Source organism: Blautia wexlerae (assembly GCF_013300825.1).
GTDB lineage: Bacteria > Bacillota > Clostridia > Lachnospirales > Lachnospiraceae > Blautia_A > Blautia_A wexlerae_B.
On record NZ_JAAIMY010000005.1, the window covers coordinates 91,230 to 108,808 of the forward strand.

Consider the following 17,579-nt stretch of genomic DNA (forward strand, 5'->3'; position numbering starts at 1 on the left):
ACATTTTCAGCCTTTCTTGCAAAAAATATCATACAATGTTAAAATAAAAAATCATAATAAAAACCGAGGTTATCATATGAGTAAGAAACAATCAGCAGGAGGAAAGATTCAGTGGACGAGAATGCTGAAGAAACTTTCTCCCTATACGATCCAGAAAGGATTTCGTTATCTGAAGCACTATGGTCCGAAAGAATTCTGGATCAGGCTTCATGAACGTTTTGAGCCGGAAGAAATACCGTATGGTCCATGGTATGCGGCATATATTCCGGATAAAGAAACACTGGAAGCACAGAAGAAACAGAAATTTGCCTGGTCACCACTGATCAGTATTGCAGTACCTGCATATCAGACACCTGTGGAATTTCTCAGGCAGATGATTGAATCACTGATTGCCCAGACTTATGGAGAATGGGAATTATGCATTGCAAATGCAAGCCCTGACAATGAGGAGATGCAGCGGGTGCTGGCAGACTATTCAGCCCGGGATCCGCGTGTGAGATTTCATAATTTAAAAGAGAACCTTGGGATTGCTGAGAATACTAACAGGGCTCTTGCTATGGCGAAGGGAGAATTTACAGGTCTCCTTGATCATGATGATCTTCTGGCTCCGAATGCACTGTATGAGGTTGTAAAAGCATTGCAGGAGCATCCGCTGGCGGATGTATTATATACGGATGAAGATAAAGTTACGACAGAACTGGACGAACATTTTCAGCCTCATCTGAAACCGGATTTCAACCTTGATCTGCTCCGTTCCAATAATTATATCTGTCATTTCTTTGTTGTACGCAGCAGTATTGTGGAGAAAACTGGCGGATTCCGAAGGGAATTTGATGGCGCTCAGGACTATGATTTCATTTTTCGCTGCACAGAGAATGCCAGAGAAGTGGTGCATGTTCCGGAAATCCTTTATCACTGGAGAACACACAAGGCATCCACTGCAGATAACCCTGCCAGTAAGATGTATGCTTTTGAAGCCGGTAAGAGAGCGATAGAGGCGAATCTTCTGAGAACCGGTACAAAGGGTGTAGTAAGCCATACACAGGATCTGGGATTTTATCGCGTGAAATATCCGGTGCAGGGACAGCCGTTAGTTTCTGTGATCATTCCAAACAAAGATGAGAAGGAAACTCTTCAGACCTGTCTGGAAATGCTGGAGAAGAATACTTCCTACCGGAATTTTGAGATTATTATCATTGAGAATAACAGCACTACTGAAGAAATCTTCAAATATTACAAAGAACTCTCATCTGATCCAAGGATCCGCCTTCTGCGGTGGGGAAAGGAATTCAATTATTCTGCGATTAATAATTTTGGTGCTTCCCATGCAAGGGGAGAATACCTGTTGTTTCTGAATAATGATGTAAAATCTATTAATCCGGACTGGATGGAAGAAATGCTTGGTGTGTGTCAGCGTCCGGAAGTTGGCGGAGTTGGCGCGAAGCTTATATATCCGGATAATACGATCCAGCATGCAGGCTGTGTGATCGGAATGGGCGGGATTGCAGGACATATGTTTGTTGATATGCCTGCAGACCGTACCGGCTATCTCCATAAAGCATCCCTTTTGCAGGATATGAGCGCAGTTACGGCAGCGTGTCTGATGATGAAGAAGGAAGTTTTTGAGGAGGCAGGCGGATTTACCGAAGAACTGGCAGTGGCATTTAATGATGTTGATCTGTGCCTGAAAGTAAGAAAGAGTAAGCATCTGATCGTATATGATCCGTATGCGAAGCTTTATCATATGGAATCGAAAACCCGGGGTGCTGAGGACAGTGTGGAAAAAGTACGCCGTTTTCAGACAGAGATAGAATATATGCGCTGTCATTGGATTGATATTCTTAAGAATGGAGATCCATACTATAATAAAAACCTTTCTCTCGCCAAGTGGAATTACTCTCTGAAACCGATTCCGGGAATGGAAACAGCAGAAGATGGACAGAAGAAAGAGAAAACGGGGAGGAAATAATGCAGGAAGTATCAGTAATTATTCCGAACTTTAACGGGATGGCTTATCTGGACGGTGTGCTTGCAGGACTTGAATGCCAGACAGTGGATGATTTTGAAGTGATTCTGGTGGATAATGGATCCAGTGACGGGAGCTGTGCATTTGTAGCAGCGAGATATCCCTGGGTGCATCTGATTGAACTGCCGGAGAATTTCGGTTTCTGTAAAGCTGTGAATGAGGGGATCAGGGCATCACGTTCCCCTTACGTATTGCTTTTGAATAATGATATCGAGGTAACGGATAACTTCATAGAAGAAATGACAGATGCTATTAAAAGACATCCGAAGGCTTTTTCATGTGCAGCCAGAATGATTCAGTTTCATGACAGGGACAGACTTGACGATGCCGGAAACTATTATTGTGCACTGGGATGGGCATATGCAAGAGGAAAGGGAAAAGATATCCATACTTATGAGAAGGAAGAGAAGATTTTTGCTTCCTGTGCAGGTGCTGCTATTTACAGAAAGAAAATCCTGGAAAAGATAGGATATTTTGATGAGGAACATTTTGCGTATCTGGAGGATATGGATGTGGGATACAGGGCCAGGATCTATGGATATGAAAACTGGTATGTACCTAATGCCATGGTATATCATGTGGGAAGCGGTACAAGTGGCTCCAGATATAATCAGTTTAAGATCCGGTATTCCTCCAGAAATAATATTTATCTGATTTATAAAAATATGCCGTTTTTTCAGATTCTTATAAATCTTCCCTTTCTTATTGCGGGATTTGGAATCAAAATTCTGTTTTTTGCATTAAAAGGATTCGGGAGAGAGTATATTGCAGGAATTAAGAATGGGTTTCAGATCAGCAGAAAAAATCGGAAAGTACCTTTCAGACTTCGGAATCTTTCAAACTATTTCAGGATCCAGATTGAATTGTGGGCGAATATCTTCAGGCGTTTATGCGGATGATAAAAAAGAAAAATAAATTTTTATTGCTTTTGTAAATCAACTATTATAATATAGAAACGATAAAAAAATGAGGTGACAAAAGATTGCTAAAGGACAATGAAAAGAATTTCAGTCGTCTCCATATGATCATTGATGCAGTTGTACTGGTACTGTCCTATTTCCTGGCGTGGCTGATCCGTTTCGTTGGTCCTATGGCAGCAACCGCAGTCAGAACCAGAAGCTTCCGGCAGTATATGCTGATGCTGGTTTTCATTGTACCGGTTTATCTGCTGCTGTATCAGGCGTTTACATTGTATACTCCCATGCGGATGCAGGGGCGTCGGCTTGTACTGGCTAATATTATAAAAGCCAACTCGCTTGGGCTCCTTATTCTCATGTTTACATTTTACATGATAGATGAGAGTGATTTTTCACGTTCTACCTACATCATGTTCTATGTGATCAATATTGTGCTTCAGTGGTGTGTGCGGATGCTGATATTCATGTTGCTCCGGGATATGAGGGAAAAAGGGCTGAATCAGAAACAGCTGATCTGTGTGGGATACAGTCGCGCGGCAGAGGAATACATTGACCGGGTTCTGGCTAATCCCCAGTGGGGATATGTGATCCGTGGAATACTGGATGATAATGTTCCGGCAGGGACAGAGTATAAAGGAATCAAGGTTCTTGGAAGGATTGCCAACCTGAATGTGATACTTCCGGAGAACCGGCTGGATGAAATAGCTATCACGCTGGGATTAAGTGAGTACTACCGTCTGGAAGAGATTGTGGCACTGTGCGAAAAGTCCGGAGTACACACAAAGTTTATCCCGGATTATAATAAGATCATTCCAACGAAACCATATACAGAAGATATACTGGGACTTCCGGTTATCAATATCCGTTATGTGCCGTTAAACAATACATTCAATGCACTGGTCAAGCGGGTGATGGACATTGTGGGATCTATTGTTGGAATCATAGTAACTTCACCGTTGATGCTGTTGATGTGTCTGATCATTAAGCTGACATCACCGGGACCACTGATCTATAAACAGGAGAGGGTTGGGCTTCATAACCAGACATTCTGGATGTATAAGTTCCGTTCTATGGAGGTACAGCTGGAATCAGAAGAGAAAAAGGCATGGACAGTAAAGAATGACCCAAGAGTAACACCCATCGGAAAGTTTATGCGTCACACCAGTATTGATGAACTGCCACAGCTTTTCAACATACTGAAGGGAAACATGAGTCTTGTGGGACCACGACCGGAGAGGCCGTTTTTTGTGGAGAAATTCAGAGAAGAAATCCCGAGATATATGGTGAAGCATCAGGTTCGCCCGGGACTTACAGGCTGGGCTCAGGTAAATGGTTACCGCGGAGACACTTCTATAAGAAAAAGAATCGAATATGACCTTTATTACATTGAAAACTGGAGCATCGGGCTGGATATCAAGATTATATTCCTTACATTTTTCAAGGGATTTATAAACAAGAATGCATATTAAGATAAGGGGAAAAGGAATGGCTAAACCAGGAAAAAAGAAAAAAATACTGTTTGTGCTTGAAATTATTGTACTTCTGCTGTTTATTGGCGGGCTGTATGTATATGGACAGATTTCTTCCAGGCTTGATAAGATTGAACAGCCGGAATTGAAAAAAGAAAAAATAGTCGTAAATCAGGAAGCACCGAAAATGACAGGATATAAGACCTATGTGCTGTTCGGTATTGACTCCAGAGGGGCAGACTCCAAGTATTCCGCTCAGAACAGTGATACTATGATCATTGTAAGTGTAAATAATGATACAAAAGAAGTACGGATGGATTCTGTGTACAGGGATACACTTCTTAATGTTGGTGATGACACATATACGAAGGCAAACGCAGCCTATGCACTGGGTGGACCGGAACAGGCGATTTCCATGTTGAACACAAATCTGGATCTGGATATTTCCGATTATGCCACAGCTGATTTTTCAGCACTTGTAGAAGTAGTGGATGATCTGGGCGGTCTTGATATTCCTTTGTCATATGCTGAAATTGAACATATGAATAACTATTGTGTGGAAACGTCTGAACTGACAGGTAAAGATTATACGCCTATCGAGAAACCGGAACCAAAACCGGAAGATGAGGAGGCAATTGTAGGAACTTATCATCTTAACGGTGTACAGGTTACATCTTACTGCCGTATCCGTTACACGGCAAGTCTTGATATGGGACGTACAGAACGTCAGAGACGAGTGCTTGGAATGCTTTTTGACAAGGCGAAGATAGCCGGACTTTCTTCTATCTTTAAGATTATGGATGATGTATTCCCTATGGTTCAGACATCTCTTTCCAAGCAGGATATTCTGGGACTTATTCCGACTCTGATCGGATATAAATTTACGGACAGTACAGGATTCCCGCAGAAATTTAAATTCTCCAATATCAAAGGAAGTATTATCGTTCCTACTGATCTTGTGAATAATGTGGTTGAACTTCATAAATTCCTGTATAATGATCAGGATTATACTCCGTCTTCTGAGGTAGTGGCACGAAGCAATAAGATTCTTGAGATTGTTGGTGGGGAAGGCGAACTGGATGATGCTGCCAAGACTACAACACAGGATACTGATACTGCAAATACAGCAGATACTTTCGTGTGGTCCGGAGATAACACTTCCGGCAGTGATTATAATTATGACAATGATTACGATAATAGTGGCAGCGATAGTAGTGGCGGTTATGATAATGGCGGTGGCTACGATAATAGTGGCAGCGATAGTAGTGGCGGTTATGACAATGGCGGTGGTTACGATAATGATGGCAGTTATGACAATGGCGGCAACTACGATACTGACGACACCGGCGGAGGAGACTATGCCGGCGGCAATGACGGATTTACCGATGATTCCAGTGTGGATTACGGTACAGGTTTTGAAGAACAGTAAAATGAAATTGCAGCAATCCTATGAGACGCTGCAGATAATCAGGTATAATAGAAAGAGGACCATCTGTCAGAAAGGATGGTCCTCTTTTTAGATAAGGAGAGTTAAAGATGGCTCATGCAGAAAAATATAACAGAGACAGTGTTACAGTTGACAGACAGAAAAAGACCGTGGATGTGATCATTCCTACTTATCGTCCAGACAGAGAATTTGAAAAGCTGCTCCACAGGCTGGAAGAGCAGGAATACCGTCCTGACAGGATTCTGGTTATGAATACAGGCGAACAGTACTGGAACAGAGAATGGGAGAAATGTCCGCTCCTTGAAGTACACCATCTGGAACAGAAAGATTTTGACCATGGTGGAACCAGGAGAAGAGCAGCAGAACTTTCAGATACAGATATTATGATATTTATGACACAGGATGCACTTCCTGCCGACAGGAAATTAATTGGAAATCTTGTCCGTGCTGTCAGCGAAAATCCAGATGCAGGTGCAGCTTATGCAAGACAGCTTCCGAAAGCAGACTGCCGTTTTCTGGAGCGCTATACCCGTTCTTTTAATTACCCGGAGCAGTCTTCGGTAAAGTCACAGACGGATATTGATAAATGCGGAATCAAAACTTATTTCTGTTCTAATGTGTGTGCAGCTTATGACAGAGAAGTTTATCAGAAAATGGGAGGCTTTACAGAACGGGCAATCTTTAATGAAGATATGATCTATGCCGGAACAATGGTTCAGAATGGCTATACAGTAGTTTATGCGGCAGATGCGAGAGTGTATCATTCCCATAATTATTCAGGCAGACAGCAGTTTCACAGAAACTTTGATCTGGGAGTATCCCAGGCAGAGCATCCGGAAATCTTTGAAGGAGTACCTTCTGAGGGCGAGGGAATCCGTCTGGTGAAAAGAAGTCTGGGTTATCTGGTCAGAACAGGACACATCTGGCTGATCCCTCAACTTGTCTGGCAGAGCGGAATGAAATATGCGGGATATTTTCTTGGAAAAAGGTACAGAAAACTTCCGCGAAAAATTATTCTTGCGTGTACCATGAGTCCTTATTACTGGAACAGAAAAGAATTGCAGGAAAAAGCATTCGATGACCGGAAACAGAGTACTTAAGACACGCCAATTTACGATAATTGTCACATTTTGAACACAATTAATTGCTATACTGATTCCAGAGTTCAGATAAGAGATGTTGTAGCCGTGAAAGCACAAAATGGTTACAGGTTACTGTTCATTAAAAAGTGTGTTTTTGATGAACGCTATAGAGGAACAGAAGGGAGCAGATTACATGAACAATGAAAAAGACCTGGGCGAAAAACCAGATAATTCCGGTCAACAGCCCAGATATGAACATTATCAGTTCCATGAAGAACAGGGAACTGTTTTGAAGCCATCCAATCCCTCCGAATACAAAAGAAATAAAAATTCTTTTCAGAAGAAAGCAGGGACAACGGCTGCACTTGCTGTGATTTTTGGCCTGGTTGCATCATTTGTATTTCAGACGGCGAATTTTACGGCGGACAGATTCCTGAATAGAGGCAAATCTTCGGTACAGATTGGAACTACAGACAGTGTGGGATTGCAGGAGACTGAATCAGATGACAGTACTTCTGATAAAACCGTATCTGAGACAGCTTCTGAGAACGGAACAGTAGCGGCAGTAGCTCAGTCTTCTATGCCTTCTGTAGTTGCGATCACTACTGTGAGTGTTCAGGAAATACCAAGTTTTTTTGGGTACAGTTCTCATCAGTACAAGAGTGCGGCAACCGGTTCGGGCATCATTGTGGGAGATAATGATGATGAACTTCTGATCGCAACGAATAATCATGTGGTAGAGGGCGCTACAACTCTGAGTGTCTGTTTTATTGGAGATGATGTGGCAAATGCAGAGACTGAGACTGTGAATGCAGGAGACAATGGAGATCTGAATGTTGAGGATGCGGTCAGTGCCAAGATTAAGGGTACAGATGCTGATAATGATCTGGCAGTTGTTGCAGTAAAGAAATCAGATATTCCTGAAGATACTTTGGAACAGATCAAGATTGCACAGATAGGAAGCTCGGATGACCTGACAGTAGGGCAGCAGGTGGTGGCGATCGGTAATGCGCTGGGATATGGACAGTCTGTGACATCAGGCTGGATAAGTGCATTGAACCGTTCGATTTCTACTGATGACGGAACGAACAGTACAGGGCTGATCCAGACGGATGCTGCGATTAATCCGGGTAACAGTGGTGGTGCACTTCTGAATATGAAAGGTGAACTGATCGGTATTAACTCTGCAAAGTATGCTGACAGTGCCGTGGAGGGCATGGGATATGCCATTCCGATTTCCAAAGCAAAACCAATTCTGGAAGAATTAATGAACCGTGAGACCAGAGAGAAAGTTGACAGCAGTGAAAAAGGATATCTGGGAGTTGTCCTCGCAAATCTGACTTCAGAGGCAATCCAGATGTACAATATGCCGACCGGCGCTTTTGTACGGGGAGTAGAAAACGATTCTCCGGCGCAGGAGTGTGGAATTTGTAAAGGTGATATCATCGTAAAATTTGACGGACAGAAGGTCAGTGATGGCGATGATCTGCTGGATAAGCTGCAGTATTATAAATCAGGAGAGAAAATAGAAGCAGTTGTGGCAAGAGCTAACAATGGAGAATATGAAGAAAATACCATAGAACTGACTCTCGGTACCAGACCGGACAATGAGTAAATTATAAGACATCGCCATATATAAGGCGGTGTCTTTATTAGATTGCAGAAGATTACTCCGTAATGTTCCTGTAACATAATAAAGCCTTTCGGGCAGGATTCTTTCTTATTTGCAGGATTTCCGGAATTTATAAAACTTTCATTTTGTTATAAGGAAATAGTATGATATAATTCATTTGAATAAATGGATATGGAAAGATGTGGAAAGGAGTCATTATGAGCGAGAACTATAATGATGAAATAATAGATAATAATGAAGATGCAGAGAAAAAGAAAGATCATTCTGAGAAATTCTGTTTTCTTTGCCGCAGACCTGAAAGCAAGGCAGGCCCGATGATCGAGCTTCCCAATAATATACATGTCTGCACAGACTGTATGCAAAAGAGCTTTAATTCCATGAACCAGCAGTTCAATGAGGGTAAATTTAATTATTCTGATCTGCTGAATATGCCGAATGTAAGCATGATCGATCTGGGAAGTTTCCAGAATCCGGTGCAGCAGCCAAAGAAAGAAAAGAAAAAAAAGAAACAGGAGAAGCCAGTCCTGGATCTGAAGAACATTCCTGCTCCCCATAAGATCAAGGAAACACTTGATCAGTATGTGATCGGTCAGGAGAAAGCCAAGAAAGTAATGTCTGTAGCAGTTTATAATCATTATAAACGTGTGGCAACAGATACAATGGATGAGATTGAGATTGAGAAATCCAATATGTTGATGATCGGACCTACCGGATGCGGTAAGACCTATCTGGTTAAAACTCTGGCAAAACTCCTGGATGTGCCGCTTGCTATCGCAGATGCTACTTCGCTTACAGAAGCCGGTTATATCGGAGATGATATCGAGAGTGTGGTTTCCAAACTTCTGGCAGCAGCAGATAATGATGTAGAGCGTGCTGAACATGGCATTATTTTTATTGATGAGATTGACAAAATTGCCAAGAAAAAGAATACCAATCAGAGAGATGTCAGTGGTGAGGCAGTGCAGCAGGGAATGTTGAAGCTTCTTGAGGGAAGTGAGGTGGAAGTTCCTGTAGGTGCCAACAGTAAGAATGCCATGGTGCCGCTTGTAACTGTTAATACCCGTAATATTCTGTTTATTTGTGGCGGTGCGTTCCCTGATCTGGAAAATATTATTAAGGAAAGACTGAATAAACAGGCATCCATTGGTTTTTATGCAGATCTTAAGGATAAATATGACAATGATCCTCATTTGCTTCAGAAAGTAACAGTGGAGGATATCCGCAGTTTCGGAATGATCCCGGAATTTATCGGACGACTTCCGATTATATTTACTCTGGATGGACTGAACGAGGATATGCTGGTGAAGATTCTGCAGGAGCCGAAGAATGCAATTCTCAAACAGTATCAGAAGCTTCTGGCACTGGATGAAGTGAAACTGGAATTTGAAGATGGTGCACTTCATGCGATTGCTGCAAAGGCACTGGAGAGAGATACAGGTGCCAGGGCACTTCGTGCGATTCTCGAAGAGTACATGCTGGATATTATGTATGAAATTCCGAAAGATGACAGTATAGGAGAAGTTGTGATCACAAGGGAATATATAGAAGGGAATGGTGGTCCGAGAATTCTTCTCCGTGGACAGGAACCGGTCTTACTGGAAGGAACTCATTAATTGATACCTGAAAATGTTTTTTGCCTTTGTATAAAAGAAAGGGCGGAAAGGAGCAATTATTATGGCAGCAGATTTTTTTGATGGATTAGTTAAGACAATTTCAAAGACAACAAAAGAGCTGGGAAAGACAACTAAGGAATTAGGAGCCCGCGCAGAGCAGACGATTGAGGCACAGAAGATCAGAAATAAAATCACAGGGGAAGAGCGCATTATTGAGAAGATCAAAGTGGATATCGGAGATGTTATCTACAGCCGACATTCACAGGGAGACGGAATTGATAATGAGTTGAGTTCTTTATGTCAGGAAATTGACCGGCACTATCTGAAGATCAGAGAATATAAGGATAATGCCGCTAACCTGAAAGGTGAGAAAATATGCCCGTCCTGTGAGAGAGAAGTAGATATTAATGTAAGCTTCTGTCCATACTGTGGAACTCCATGCCCGACACCGGAAGCGGCAGAAGATGTAGAAGGTGAAGCTGTGCCTGCGGAGGAAACTGCCGAAGGGAGTAATGGGAGTAATGGGACTGAGACAGCACAGACAGCAGAGACATCTGATGCGTCCGGAGCATCACAGGAACAGCCGCTGGAAAAAGAAACAATGGAAGAACAGCCTGCAGAAGAAATAAATGATCAGAAGGCGGAGGATACTCCTGAAGAATAAGATATCATGCAAGAGAAAGAAAATGATTTTTACAGAACGGTAAGATAGTCATATTATAATCAGTGCTATATGGTATCAATATATTGCAAATTGTCATAAAATATGATAATCTGATATCGCATCAAAGAATAAAGAAGTAAGAACGAGGAGTGTAAAAGATGAAAAACAGAAAATTATATCAGTTATTTATCGCAAGTGTGATCAGTGCAACAATGATGACTTCCGGAATCAGTGTCAGCGCATCTGATTTTAGTGATGATACATCTGCCCAGGAACAGATTCTGGACAATGCAAAGGAAGAAGAGGCGCCGGCAGTAGATGATGGTTCGGAATTTCAGGCAGACGCAGCCAAAGCAGCAGATCTTGCAGTCAGCAGTACTAATTTCCCGGATGCGAAATTCCGCAAGTATGTGCTGGATAATCTTGACACAAATGGAGATAAGAAGCTTTCTGATACAGAGATCAAAGCAGTTACCAAACTGGATGTATCCGGACTTGGGATTGCCAATCTGAAAGGCGTAGAGAAATTTACAGCACTGACAGAATTGAATGCTTCCGGCAATAAGCTGAAAGCTGTGGATGTTACAAAAAATACGAAGCTGACTTATCTCAATCTCAGCAAAAACAGCTTAAGCGGAACATTAAATCTCAGTAAATGTACCAAGCTTGAGATTGTTATATATTCTAATAACAGTCTGACAAAAGTAACAATGCCGAACAAGAAATATCTGAAGAATCTGGATTATATAGATGCAAGTTATAATAAATTTACTACCCAGGCAAATGCAGGACTTAATATCGGAAACAGCGATATACTTGTAAACCTGTCCCAGATAGACGCATCCCATAATGCAATTACATCATTTAACTGTGCAGGTTTCAGAGGAATGATCGATCTGAGGAATAACAAGATTACCAAATTATCTTTATCTAATGCCACAGAGGGATGTCTGGCAACCTCTCTGTTTATTGACGGAAATACATTAAGTAAAACATCTTCCGTAGATTTTACGCCGGAATGGATCAGTGAACCACAGCAGTTCAGTTGTGATGCCAGCGTTGCATCCAAGGTTAAGATGGTCAAGGCAAAGATTTCAGCAGGTTCTGCGTGGGATAAAATTACTCTGAACATTGGTTCAAGCTCTCAGGATGCAACTTACAAGCTTGAGAGAAAGACAGGAAATGGTGCATATACTACTGTTAAAACATGGGCTGAGGGCGAACTTGATGATCCTGAGTTTGGTGATGCCTATGAAGATACTACGGTTGCAGCAGGTACTACTTATACATACAGACTGACAGCTACCGTAAAGGTCAAAGATAAGGATAAGAACGAAAAAACCTGGTCCAATTCAGCAGAACTCAGCGTAAAAGCAGCACCAAAGAAACCGACAGTTTCTGTGAAATCCACCAAAAAAGGTGTTGCGTCTGTTTCATGGAGCGGTACAGATGTAGAAGGATATAATGTATATTACGGAACGAAAAAGAATTCTGTAAAAACAGCACTTGTAAAGGGAACAACAGCCAAGAGCAAAACTAAGAAACTGAAAAGCGGAAAGACTTATTACTTCAGGGTCATCGGTTACAAAACTGTGGACGGAAAGAAAGTATACACTTCTTACAGCAGTGTAAAGGGAATTAAAGTCAAATAGGCATTAAAAACTAAATAATTGTAAAAATCAATATATGAAAAAGCCGGAAGAATGAGAAGAGAAATCTTTGATACTGCCGGCTTTTTTATGTCATAATATTTCTATGGATATAAAAGGAAAATAAAAAAGGAAGCTTAAACAAGCTTCCTGAAAATAAAAAAACAATGCAGAAGATGGGACTTGAACCCACACGATATTGCTACCACAGGCACCTGAAGCCTGCGCGTCTGCCAATTCCGCCACTTCTGCATTTCTTATTTATCAATCGCTCTCTCGCGACTGCTCATTTATAATAACCGATGTATGGATAAAAGTCAATAGCTTTTTTGAAATTTTTTTAATTTTTTTTACAGTATCCTCAAAACGCACAATTTGTTACGTAGAAGTGTAAGCTTCTTCTGATAAACTGCGGAGCAGTTATCTGGTGTAGAGTTGCACAGAGAAGAGAATGATTTAAATTTTATAGAGGTATTTGGATGTGAGAAAGCAGTGAATGCATGTGATTGGATCTGCCTGAAATTACAAAAAAGTTTTTAATATCAACTTAATTATTTTTAGTACCTTATAAGGTTGAAAAAAGCACTTTGCTGTGATACAATCTTGAAGATTTAGGAAAAAATAAGTGATAGACACAATATAAAGATAAGAAAGGGAGATTGTATGAAAGCATTTCTGATATTAGAAGATGGCCATGTGTTCAAAGGTACAAGCATTGGTTCAACGAGAGACGTTATCAGCGAAATCGTCTTTAATACTTCCATGACCGGTTATCTGGAAGTAATGACCGACCCTTCCTACGCAGGACAGGCAGTATGTATGACTTATCCCCTCATTGGGAATTACGGAATCTGTTATGATGACCAGGAGTCATCAAAGCCATGGGTGGACGGCTTTATTGTCCGCGAATTATCCCGTGTCCCAAGTAATTTCAGAAGCGTGGACACGATTCAGCATTTCTTAACAAAGCATGATATTCCAGGTATTGCCGGAATTGATACCAGAGCCTTAACGAAAATCCTTCGTGAGAAAGGTACCATGAACGGTATGATCACCGTCAATGAAAATTATGATTTAGATACAATTATCCCCCAGTTAAAAGCATATACAACAGGTAAGGTAGTAGAGAAGGTAACATGCCGCGAGAAAGAAATCTTAAAAGGCGACGGTCCGAAAGTAGCACTTCTTGACCTGGGAGCAAAGAGAAACATTGCACGTTCCCTGAATGAAAGAGGATGTGAAGTTACAATTTATCCGGCACTGACACCAGCGGAAGAGATCCTGGAGGCAAATCCGGATGGTATTATGTTAAGTAACGGCCCTGGAGATCCAAAGGAATGTACTTCTATTATAAAGGAAATAAAAAAATTATATGATTCTGAAGTTCCGATCTTTGCAATCTGTCTTGGACATCAGCTCATGGCACTTGCAACAGGCGGAGATACCCATAAGATGAAATACGGACACAGAGGCGGAAACCATCCGGTCAAAGACCTTGCAACAGGACGTGTTTACATTTCTTCCCAGAACCATGGCTATGTAGTAGATGCTGAGGGACTTGAAGAGAAAAACATTGCAAAACCTGCATTTGTTAACGTCAATGACGGCACAAACGAAGGTATGGCATACGAAGGAAAGAATATCTTTACTGTACAGTTCCATCCTGAAGCATGCCCGGGACCGCAGGATTCCAGTTACCTGTTTGACAGATTTATGGATATGATGGGAGGAAATAAATAATGCCAAGAAATAAAGACATTAAAAAAGTACTTGTAATTGGTTCCGGCCCGATTATCATCGGCCAGGCAGCAGAGTTCGACTATGCAGGAACACAGGCATGCCGTTCCCTGAAGGAAGAAGGCATTGAGGTTGTTCTTCTTAACTCCAACCCTGCAACCATCATGACAGATAAAGATATCGCTGACAGAGTTTATATCGAGCCTTTGACAGTAGAAGTAGTAGAACAGCTTATCCTGAAAGAGAAACCGGACAGCGTCCTTCCTACACTGGGCGGCCAGGCGGGATTAAACCTTGCCATGGAGCTGGATGAGAAAGGTTTCCTCAAAGAACACAATATAAGACTGATCGGTACAACTGCCCAGACAATCAAGAAAGCGGAGGACCGTCAGGAATTTAAAGATACCATGGAGAAGATCGGTGAGCCGATCGCAGCATCCAAGGTTGTTACAACAGTAGAAGATGGTCTTGCATTTACAAACACCATTGGTTATCCGGTAGTTCTCCGTCCTGCTTACACACTCGGTGGAAGCGGCGGCGGTATCGCCCATAATGAATATGAACTCCGTGAAATCCTGGAGAATGGTCTCCGCCTTTCACGTGTAGGTGAAGTTCTGGTAGAGCGCTGCATCGCAGGATGGAAAGAGATTGAATATGAAGTGATGCGTGATAGCGCAGGAAACTGCATCACAGTCTGCAACATGGAGAACATTGACCCGGTTGGTGTCCACACAGGTGACTCTATCGTAGTTGCTCCATCTCAGACACTGGGAGATAAAGAATATCAGATGCTCCGTACTTCAGCCCTGAACATCATCACAGAACTTGGAATCACAGGTGGATGTAACGTTCAGTACGCTCTGAAACCGGACAGCTTTGAATACTGTGTAATCGAGGTAAACCCACGTGTAAGCCGTTCCTCTGCACTTGCAAGTAAGGCAACAGGTTACCCGATCGCAAAGGTTGCAGCAAAGATTGCCCTGGGCTACACACTGGATGAGATCCCGAATGCGATCACAGGAAAAACATATGCAAGTTTCGAGCCAATGCTTGACTACTGCGTAGTTAAGATCCCGAGACTTCCATTTGATAAATTTATTACTGCAAAGAGAACCCTTACTACTCAGATGAAGGCAACAGGTGAGGTTATGAGTATCTGCCATAACTTCGAAGGTGCCCTGATGAAAGCCATCCGTTCTCTTGAACAGCACGTAGACAGTCTGATGTCCTATGATTTCACACAGCTTACAGACGAGGAACTCCTTGCAGAGCTGGAAATCGTAGATGACCGTAGAATCTGGAAGATTGCAGAAGCAATCCGTCGTGGTATGCCGCAGTCCATGCTTCACGACATCACAAAGATTGATATCTGGTTTATCGATAAGATTGCAATCCTTGTAGGCATGGAAAATGCTCTTAAGACCAGAAAGCTCACAAAAGAGCTTCTCCTTGAAGCAAAACGCATGGAATTCCCGGACTACATCGTTGCACGTCTGGCAGGCAAGACAGAAGAAGAGATTAAAGCTCTTCGTGAAGAATATCAGATTAAAGCAGCATATAAGATGGTTGATACCTGTGCTGCAGAGTTTGCGGCAGCAACACCATATTACTATTCTGTATACGGCGATGAAGGCACAGAGAATGAAGCAGTAGCAACACCGGATAAAAAGAAAATCCTGGTACTTGGTTCCGGTCCGATCCGTATCGGCCAGGGTATTGAGTTCGACTTCTGTTCCGTACACTGTACATGGGCATTTGCAAAAGAAGGCTATGAAACCATCATCATCAACAACAACCCGGAAACAGTTAGTACAGACTTTGATATTGCAGATAAACTGTATTTCGAGCCTCTGACACCGGAAGATGTTGAGAATGTGGTAAATATCGAGAAACCGGACGGAGCAGTTGTACAGTTCGGTGGTCAGACAGCTATCAAATTAACAGAAGCACTGACAAAGATGGGCGTTAAGATTCTCGGAACATCTGCGGAGAACGTAGATGCAGCAGAGGACCGTGAGCTCTTTGATGAGATTCTTGAAAAATGCGAGATCCCGAGACCAAAGGGACAGACAGTATTTACTGCTGAGGAAGCTAAGAAAGCAGCAAATGAGCTGGGTTATCCTGTTCTGGTTCGTCCTTCTTATGTACTTGGTGGTCAGGGCATGAGAATCGCTGTAAGTGATGAGGACGTAGAAGAGTATATCGGTGTGATCAACCAGATCGCACAGGAGCACCCGATCCTTGTTGATAAATATCTGATGGGTAAGGAAATCGAAGTCGATGCAGTATGCGACGGCGAGGATATCCTGATTCCTGGTATCATGGAGCATATCGAACGTGCCGGAATCCATTCCGGTGACAGTATCTCTGTATACCCGGCAAAGACCATCAGTGAGAAAGCAAAAGAGACAATTGCAGAATATACCAGACGTCTTGCAAGAGCACTGCATGTTATCGGTATGATCAACATCCAGTTTATTGTTCTTGGAGATGATGTATATGTAATCGAGGTTAATCCTCGTTCCAGCCGTACTGTACCGTACATCAGTAAGGTAACAGGAATTCCGATCGTTCCTCTTGCAACGAAGGTAATCCTTGGATACAAGCTGAAAGACATGGGCTATGAACCGGGACTTCAGCCAGAAGCAAAACATTATGCGATCAAGATGCCTGTATTCTCATTTGAGAAGATCCGCGGCGCTGATATTAGCCTTGGACCGGAAATGAAGTCAACAGGTGAGTGCCTTGGTATTGCTGAGACGTTCAATGAAGCGCTTTACAAAGCATTTATTGGAGCAGGAATCCGTCTTCCGAAACACAAAAACATGATCATCACTGTCAAAGACGAAGACAAACAGGATATCATCCCGATCGCAAGAAGATTCGAAGCGCTTGGATACAGAATCTATGCTACACTGGGAACTGCCAAAGTCCTCAAAGAAAACGGAATCAAAGTTATCCGTACAAACAAGCTGGAGCAGCCTGCACCGAACCTTATGGACCTTATCCTTGGTCATAAGATCGACGTCGTCATCGATACTCCGCCACAGGGTGTAGAGCATCAGAAAGATGGTTTTGTCATCAGACGTAACGCCATCGAGACAGGTGTCAATGTCCTTACTTCTTTGGATACAGCAGAAGCACTGGCAACCAGCCTTGAGAACACAGACCTGAATAATTTATCTCTTATTGATATTGCTACGATTGCAAGAAGATAAAGAACTGATAAATAATATGAAATGATGAAAAGCAGCCGTAATTTTCTCTGTCGGAGAAAAGGCGGCTGCTTTTATTTTATAGAATCAGCAGGAAAAATACAGATTACAGTTGTATTAGTGGCAT

General features: G+C 42.3%; 11 protein-coding genes and 1 tRNA gene. 11 read left to right on the forward strand and 1 reads right to left on the reverse strand.

Annotated elements, in window-relative coordinates; translation table 11 throughout:
* The first annotated feature begins 76 nt into the window (after positions 1-76).
* The 9 genes from G4417_RS04420 (at position 77) to G4417_RS04460 (ending at position 12,503) form a co-directional block, all read left to right on the forward strand.
* On the forward strand, positions 77-1,969 hold the full coding sequence (locus G4417_RS04420) for a glycosyltransferase family 2 protein (protein ID WP_173682758.1): 1,893 nt from the start codon (positions 77-79) through the stop codon (positions 1,967-1,969).
* On the forward strand, positions 1,969-2,925 hold the full coding sequence (locus G4417_RS04425; RefSeq protein ID WP_173682759.1) for a glycosyltransferase family 2 protein: 957 nt from the start codon (positions 1,969-1,971) through the stop codon (positions 2,923-2,925). Before G4417_RS04420 ends, G4417_RS04425 begins: the two co-directional genes overlap by 1 nt.
* Before the next feature lie 83 nt (positions 2,926-3,008).
* On the forward strand, positions 3,009-4,412 hold the full coding sequence (locus G4417_RS04430) for an undecaprenyl-phosphate glucose phosphotransferase (protein WP_173682760.1): 1,404 nt from the start codon (positions 3,009-3,011) through the stop codon (positions 4,410-4,412).
* Between the two features lie 16 nt (positions 4,413-4,428).
* The gene (locus G4417_RS04435; protein WP_173682761.1) at positions 4,429-5,841 is read left to right on the forward strand and encodes an LCP family protein; all 1,413 of its coding nucleotides are present in this window, start codon (positions 4,429-4,431) and stop codon (positions 5,839-5,841) included.
* 107 nt (positions 5,842-5,948) lie between these two features.
* Positions 5,949-6,959: a glycosyltransferase family 2 protein gene (locus tag G4417_RS04440; RefSeq protein WP_173682762.1), complete on the forward strand. Its 1,011-nt coding sequence runs from the start codon at positions 5,949-5,951 to the stop codon at positions 6,957-6,959.
* Between the two features lie 175 nt (positions 6,960-7,134).
* Positions 7,135-8,556, forward strand: a complete 1,422-nt coding sequence (locus tag G4417_RS04445; protein ID WP_173682763.1) for a S1C family serine protease — start codon at positions 7,135-7,137, stop codon at positions 8,554-8,556.
* Positions 8,557-8,771: 215 nt separating this feature from the next.
* Positions 8,772-10,187 carry an ATP-dependent Clp protease ATP-binding subunit ClpX gene (gene clpX / locus G4417_RS04450; protein ID WP_173682764.1) on the forward strand — a complete coding sequence of 472 codons (1,416 nt, stop codon included), beginning with the start codon at positions 8,772-8,774 and terminating at the stop codon, positions 10,185-10,187.
* A 61-nt stretch (positions 10,188-10,248) separates the two neighbouring features.
* Positions 10,249-10,851, forward strand: coding sequence for a DUF7575 domain-containing protein (locus G4417_RS04455; protein ID WP_173682765.1), 603 nt, complete (start codon positions 10,249-10,251; stop codon positions 10,849-10,851).
* Positions 10,852-11,009: 158 nt separating this feature from the next.
* A complete protein-coding gene (locus G4417_RS04460; RefSeq protein ID WP_173682766.1) occupies positions 11,010-12,503 on the forward strand; it encodes a leucine-rich repeat domain-containing protein in 1,494 nt (497 codons plus the stop codon).
* A gap of 165 nt (positions 12,504-12,668) precedes the next feature.
* Here the strand turns inward: G4417_RS04460 and G4417_RS04465 are convergent.
* Positions 12,669-12,752, reverse strand: a tRNA-Leu gene (locus tag G4417_RS04465).
* A gap of 411 nt (positions 12,753-13,163) precedes the next feature.
* Between G4417_RS04465 and G4417_RS04470 the strand changes: the two genes are divergently transcribed.
* The gene (locus G4417_RS04470; RefSeq protein ID WP_022380222.1) at positions 13,164-14,240 is read left to right on the forward strand and encodes a carbamoyl phosphate synthase small subunit; all 1,077 of its coding nucleotides are present in this window, start codon (positions 13,164-13,166) and stop codon (positions 14,238-14,240) included.
* Positions 14,240-17,455 carry a carbamoyl-phosphate synthase large subunit gene (carB, locus tag G4417_RS04475; protein WP_022380221.1) on the forward strand — a complete coding sequence of 1,072 codons (3,216 nt, stop codon included), beginning with the start codon at positions 14,240-14,242 and terminating at the stop codon, positions 17,453-17,455. Before G4417_RS04470 ends, carB begins: the two co-directional genes overlap by 1 nt.
* Positions 17,456-17,579 lie beyond the last annotated feature (124 nt).

What these genes read in the sequence shown, in the direction of transcription:
- G4417_RS04435 (WP_173682761.1), top strand. Translation starts at nt 4,429, where the DNA reads ATGGCTAAACCAGGAAAAAAGAAAAAAATACTGTTTGTGCTTGAAATT.
- G4417_RS04470 (WP_022380222.1), top strand. Translation starts at nt 13,164, where the DNA reads ATGAAAGCATTTCTGATATTAGAAGATGGCCATGTGTTCAAAGGTACA.
- G4417_RS04445 (WP_173682763.1), top strand. Translation starts at nt 7,135, where the DNA reads ATGAACAATGAAAAAGACCTGGGCGAAAAACCAGATAATTCCGGTCAA.
- clpX (WP_173682764.1), top strand. Translation starts at nt 8,772, where the DNA reads ATGAGCGAGAACTATAATGATGAAATAATAGATAATAATGAAGATGCA.
- G4417_RS04455 (WP_173682765.1), top strand. Translation starts at nt 10,249, where the DNA reads ATGGCAGCAGATTTTTTTGATGGATTAGTTAAGACAATTTCAAAGACA.
- G4417_RS04440 (WP_173682762.1), top strand. Translation starts at nt 5,949, where the DNA reads ATGGCTCATGCAGAAAAATATAACAGAGACAGTGTTACAGTTGACAGA.
- G4417_RS04460 (WP_173682766.1), top strand. Translation starts at nt 11,010, where the DNA reads ATGAAAAACAGAAAATTATATCAGTTATTTATCGCAAGTGTGATCAGT.
- carB (WP_022380221.1), top strand. Translation starts at nt 14,240, where the DNA reads ATGCCAAGAAATAAAGACATTAAAAAAGTACTTGTAATTGGTTCCGGC.
- G4417_RS04420 (WP_173682758.1), top strand. Translation starts at nt 77, where the DNA reads ATGAGTAAGAAACAATCAGCAGGAGGAAAGATTCAGTGGACGAGAATG.
- G4417_RS04425 (WP_173682759.1), top strand. Translation starts at nt 1,969, where the DNA reads ATGCAGGAAGTATCAGTAATTATTCCGAACTTTAACGGGATGGCTTAT.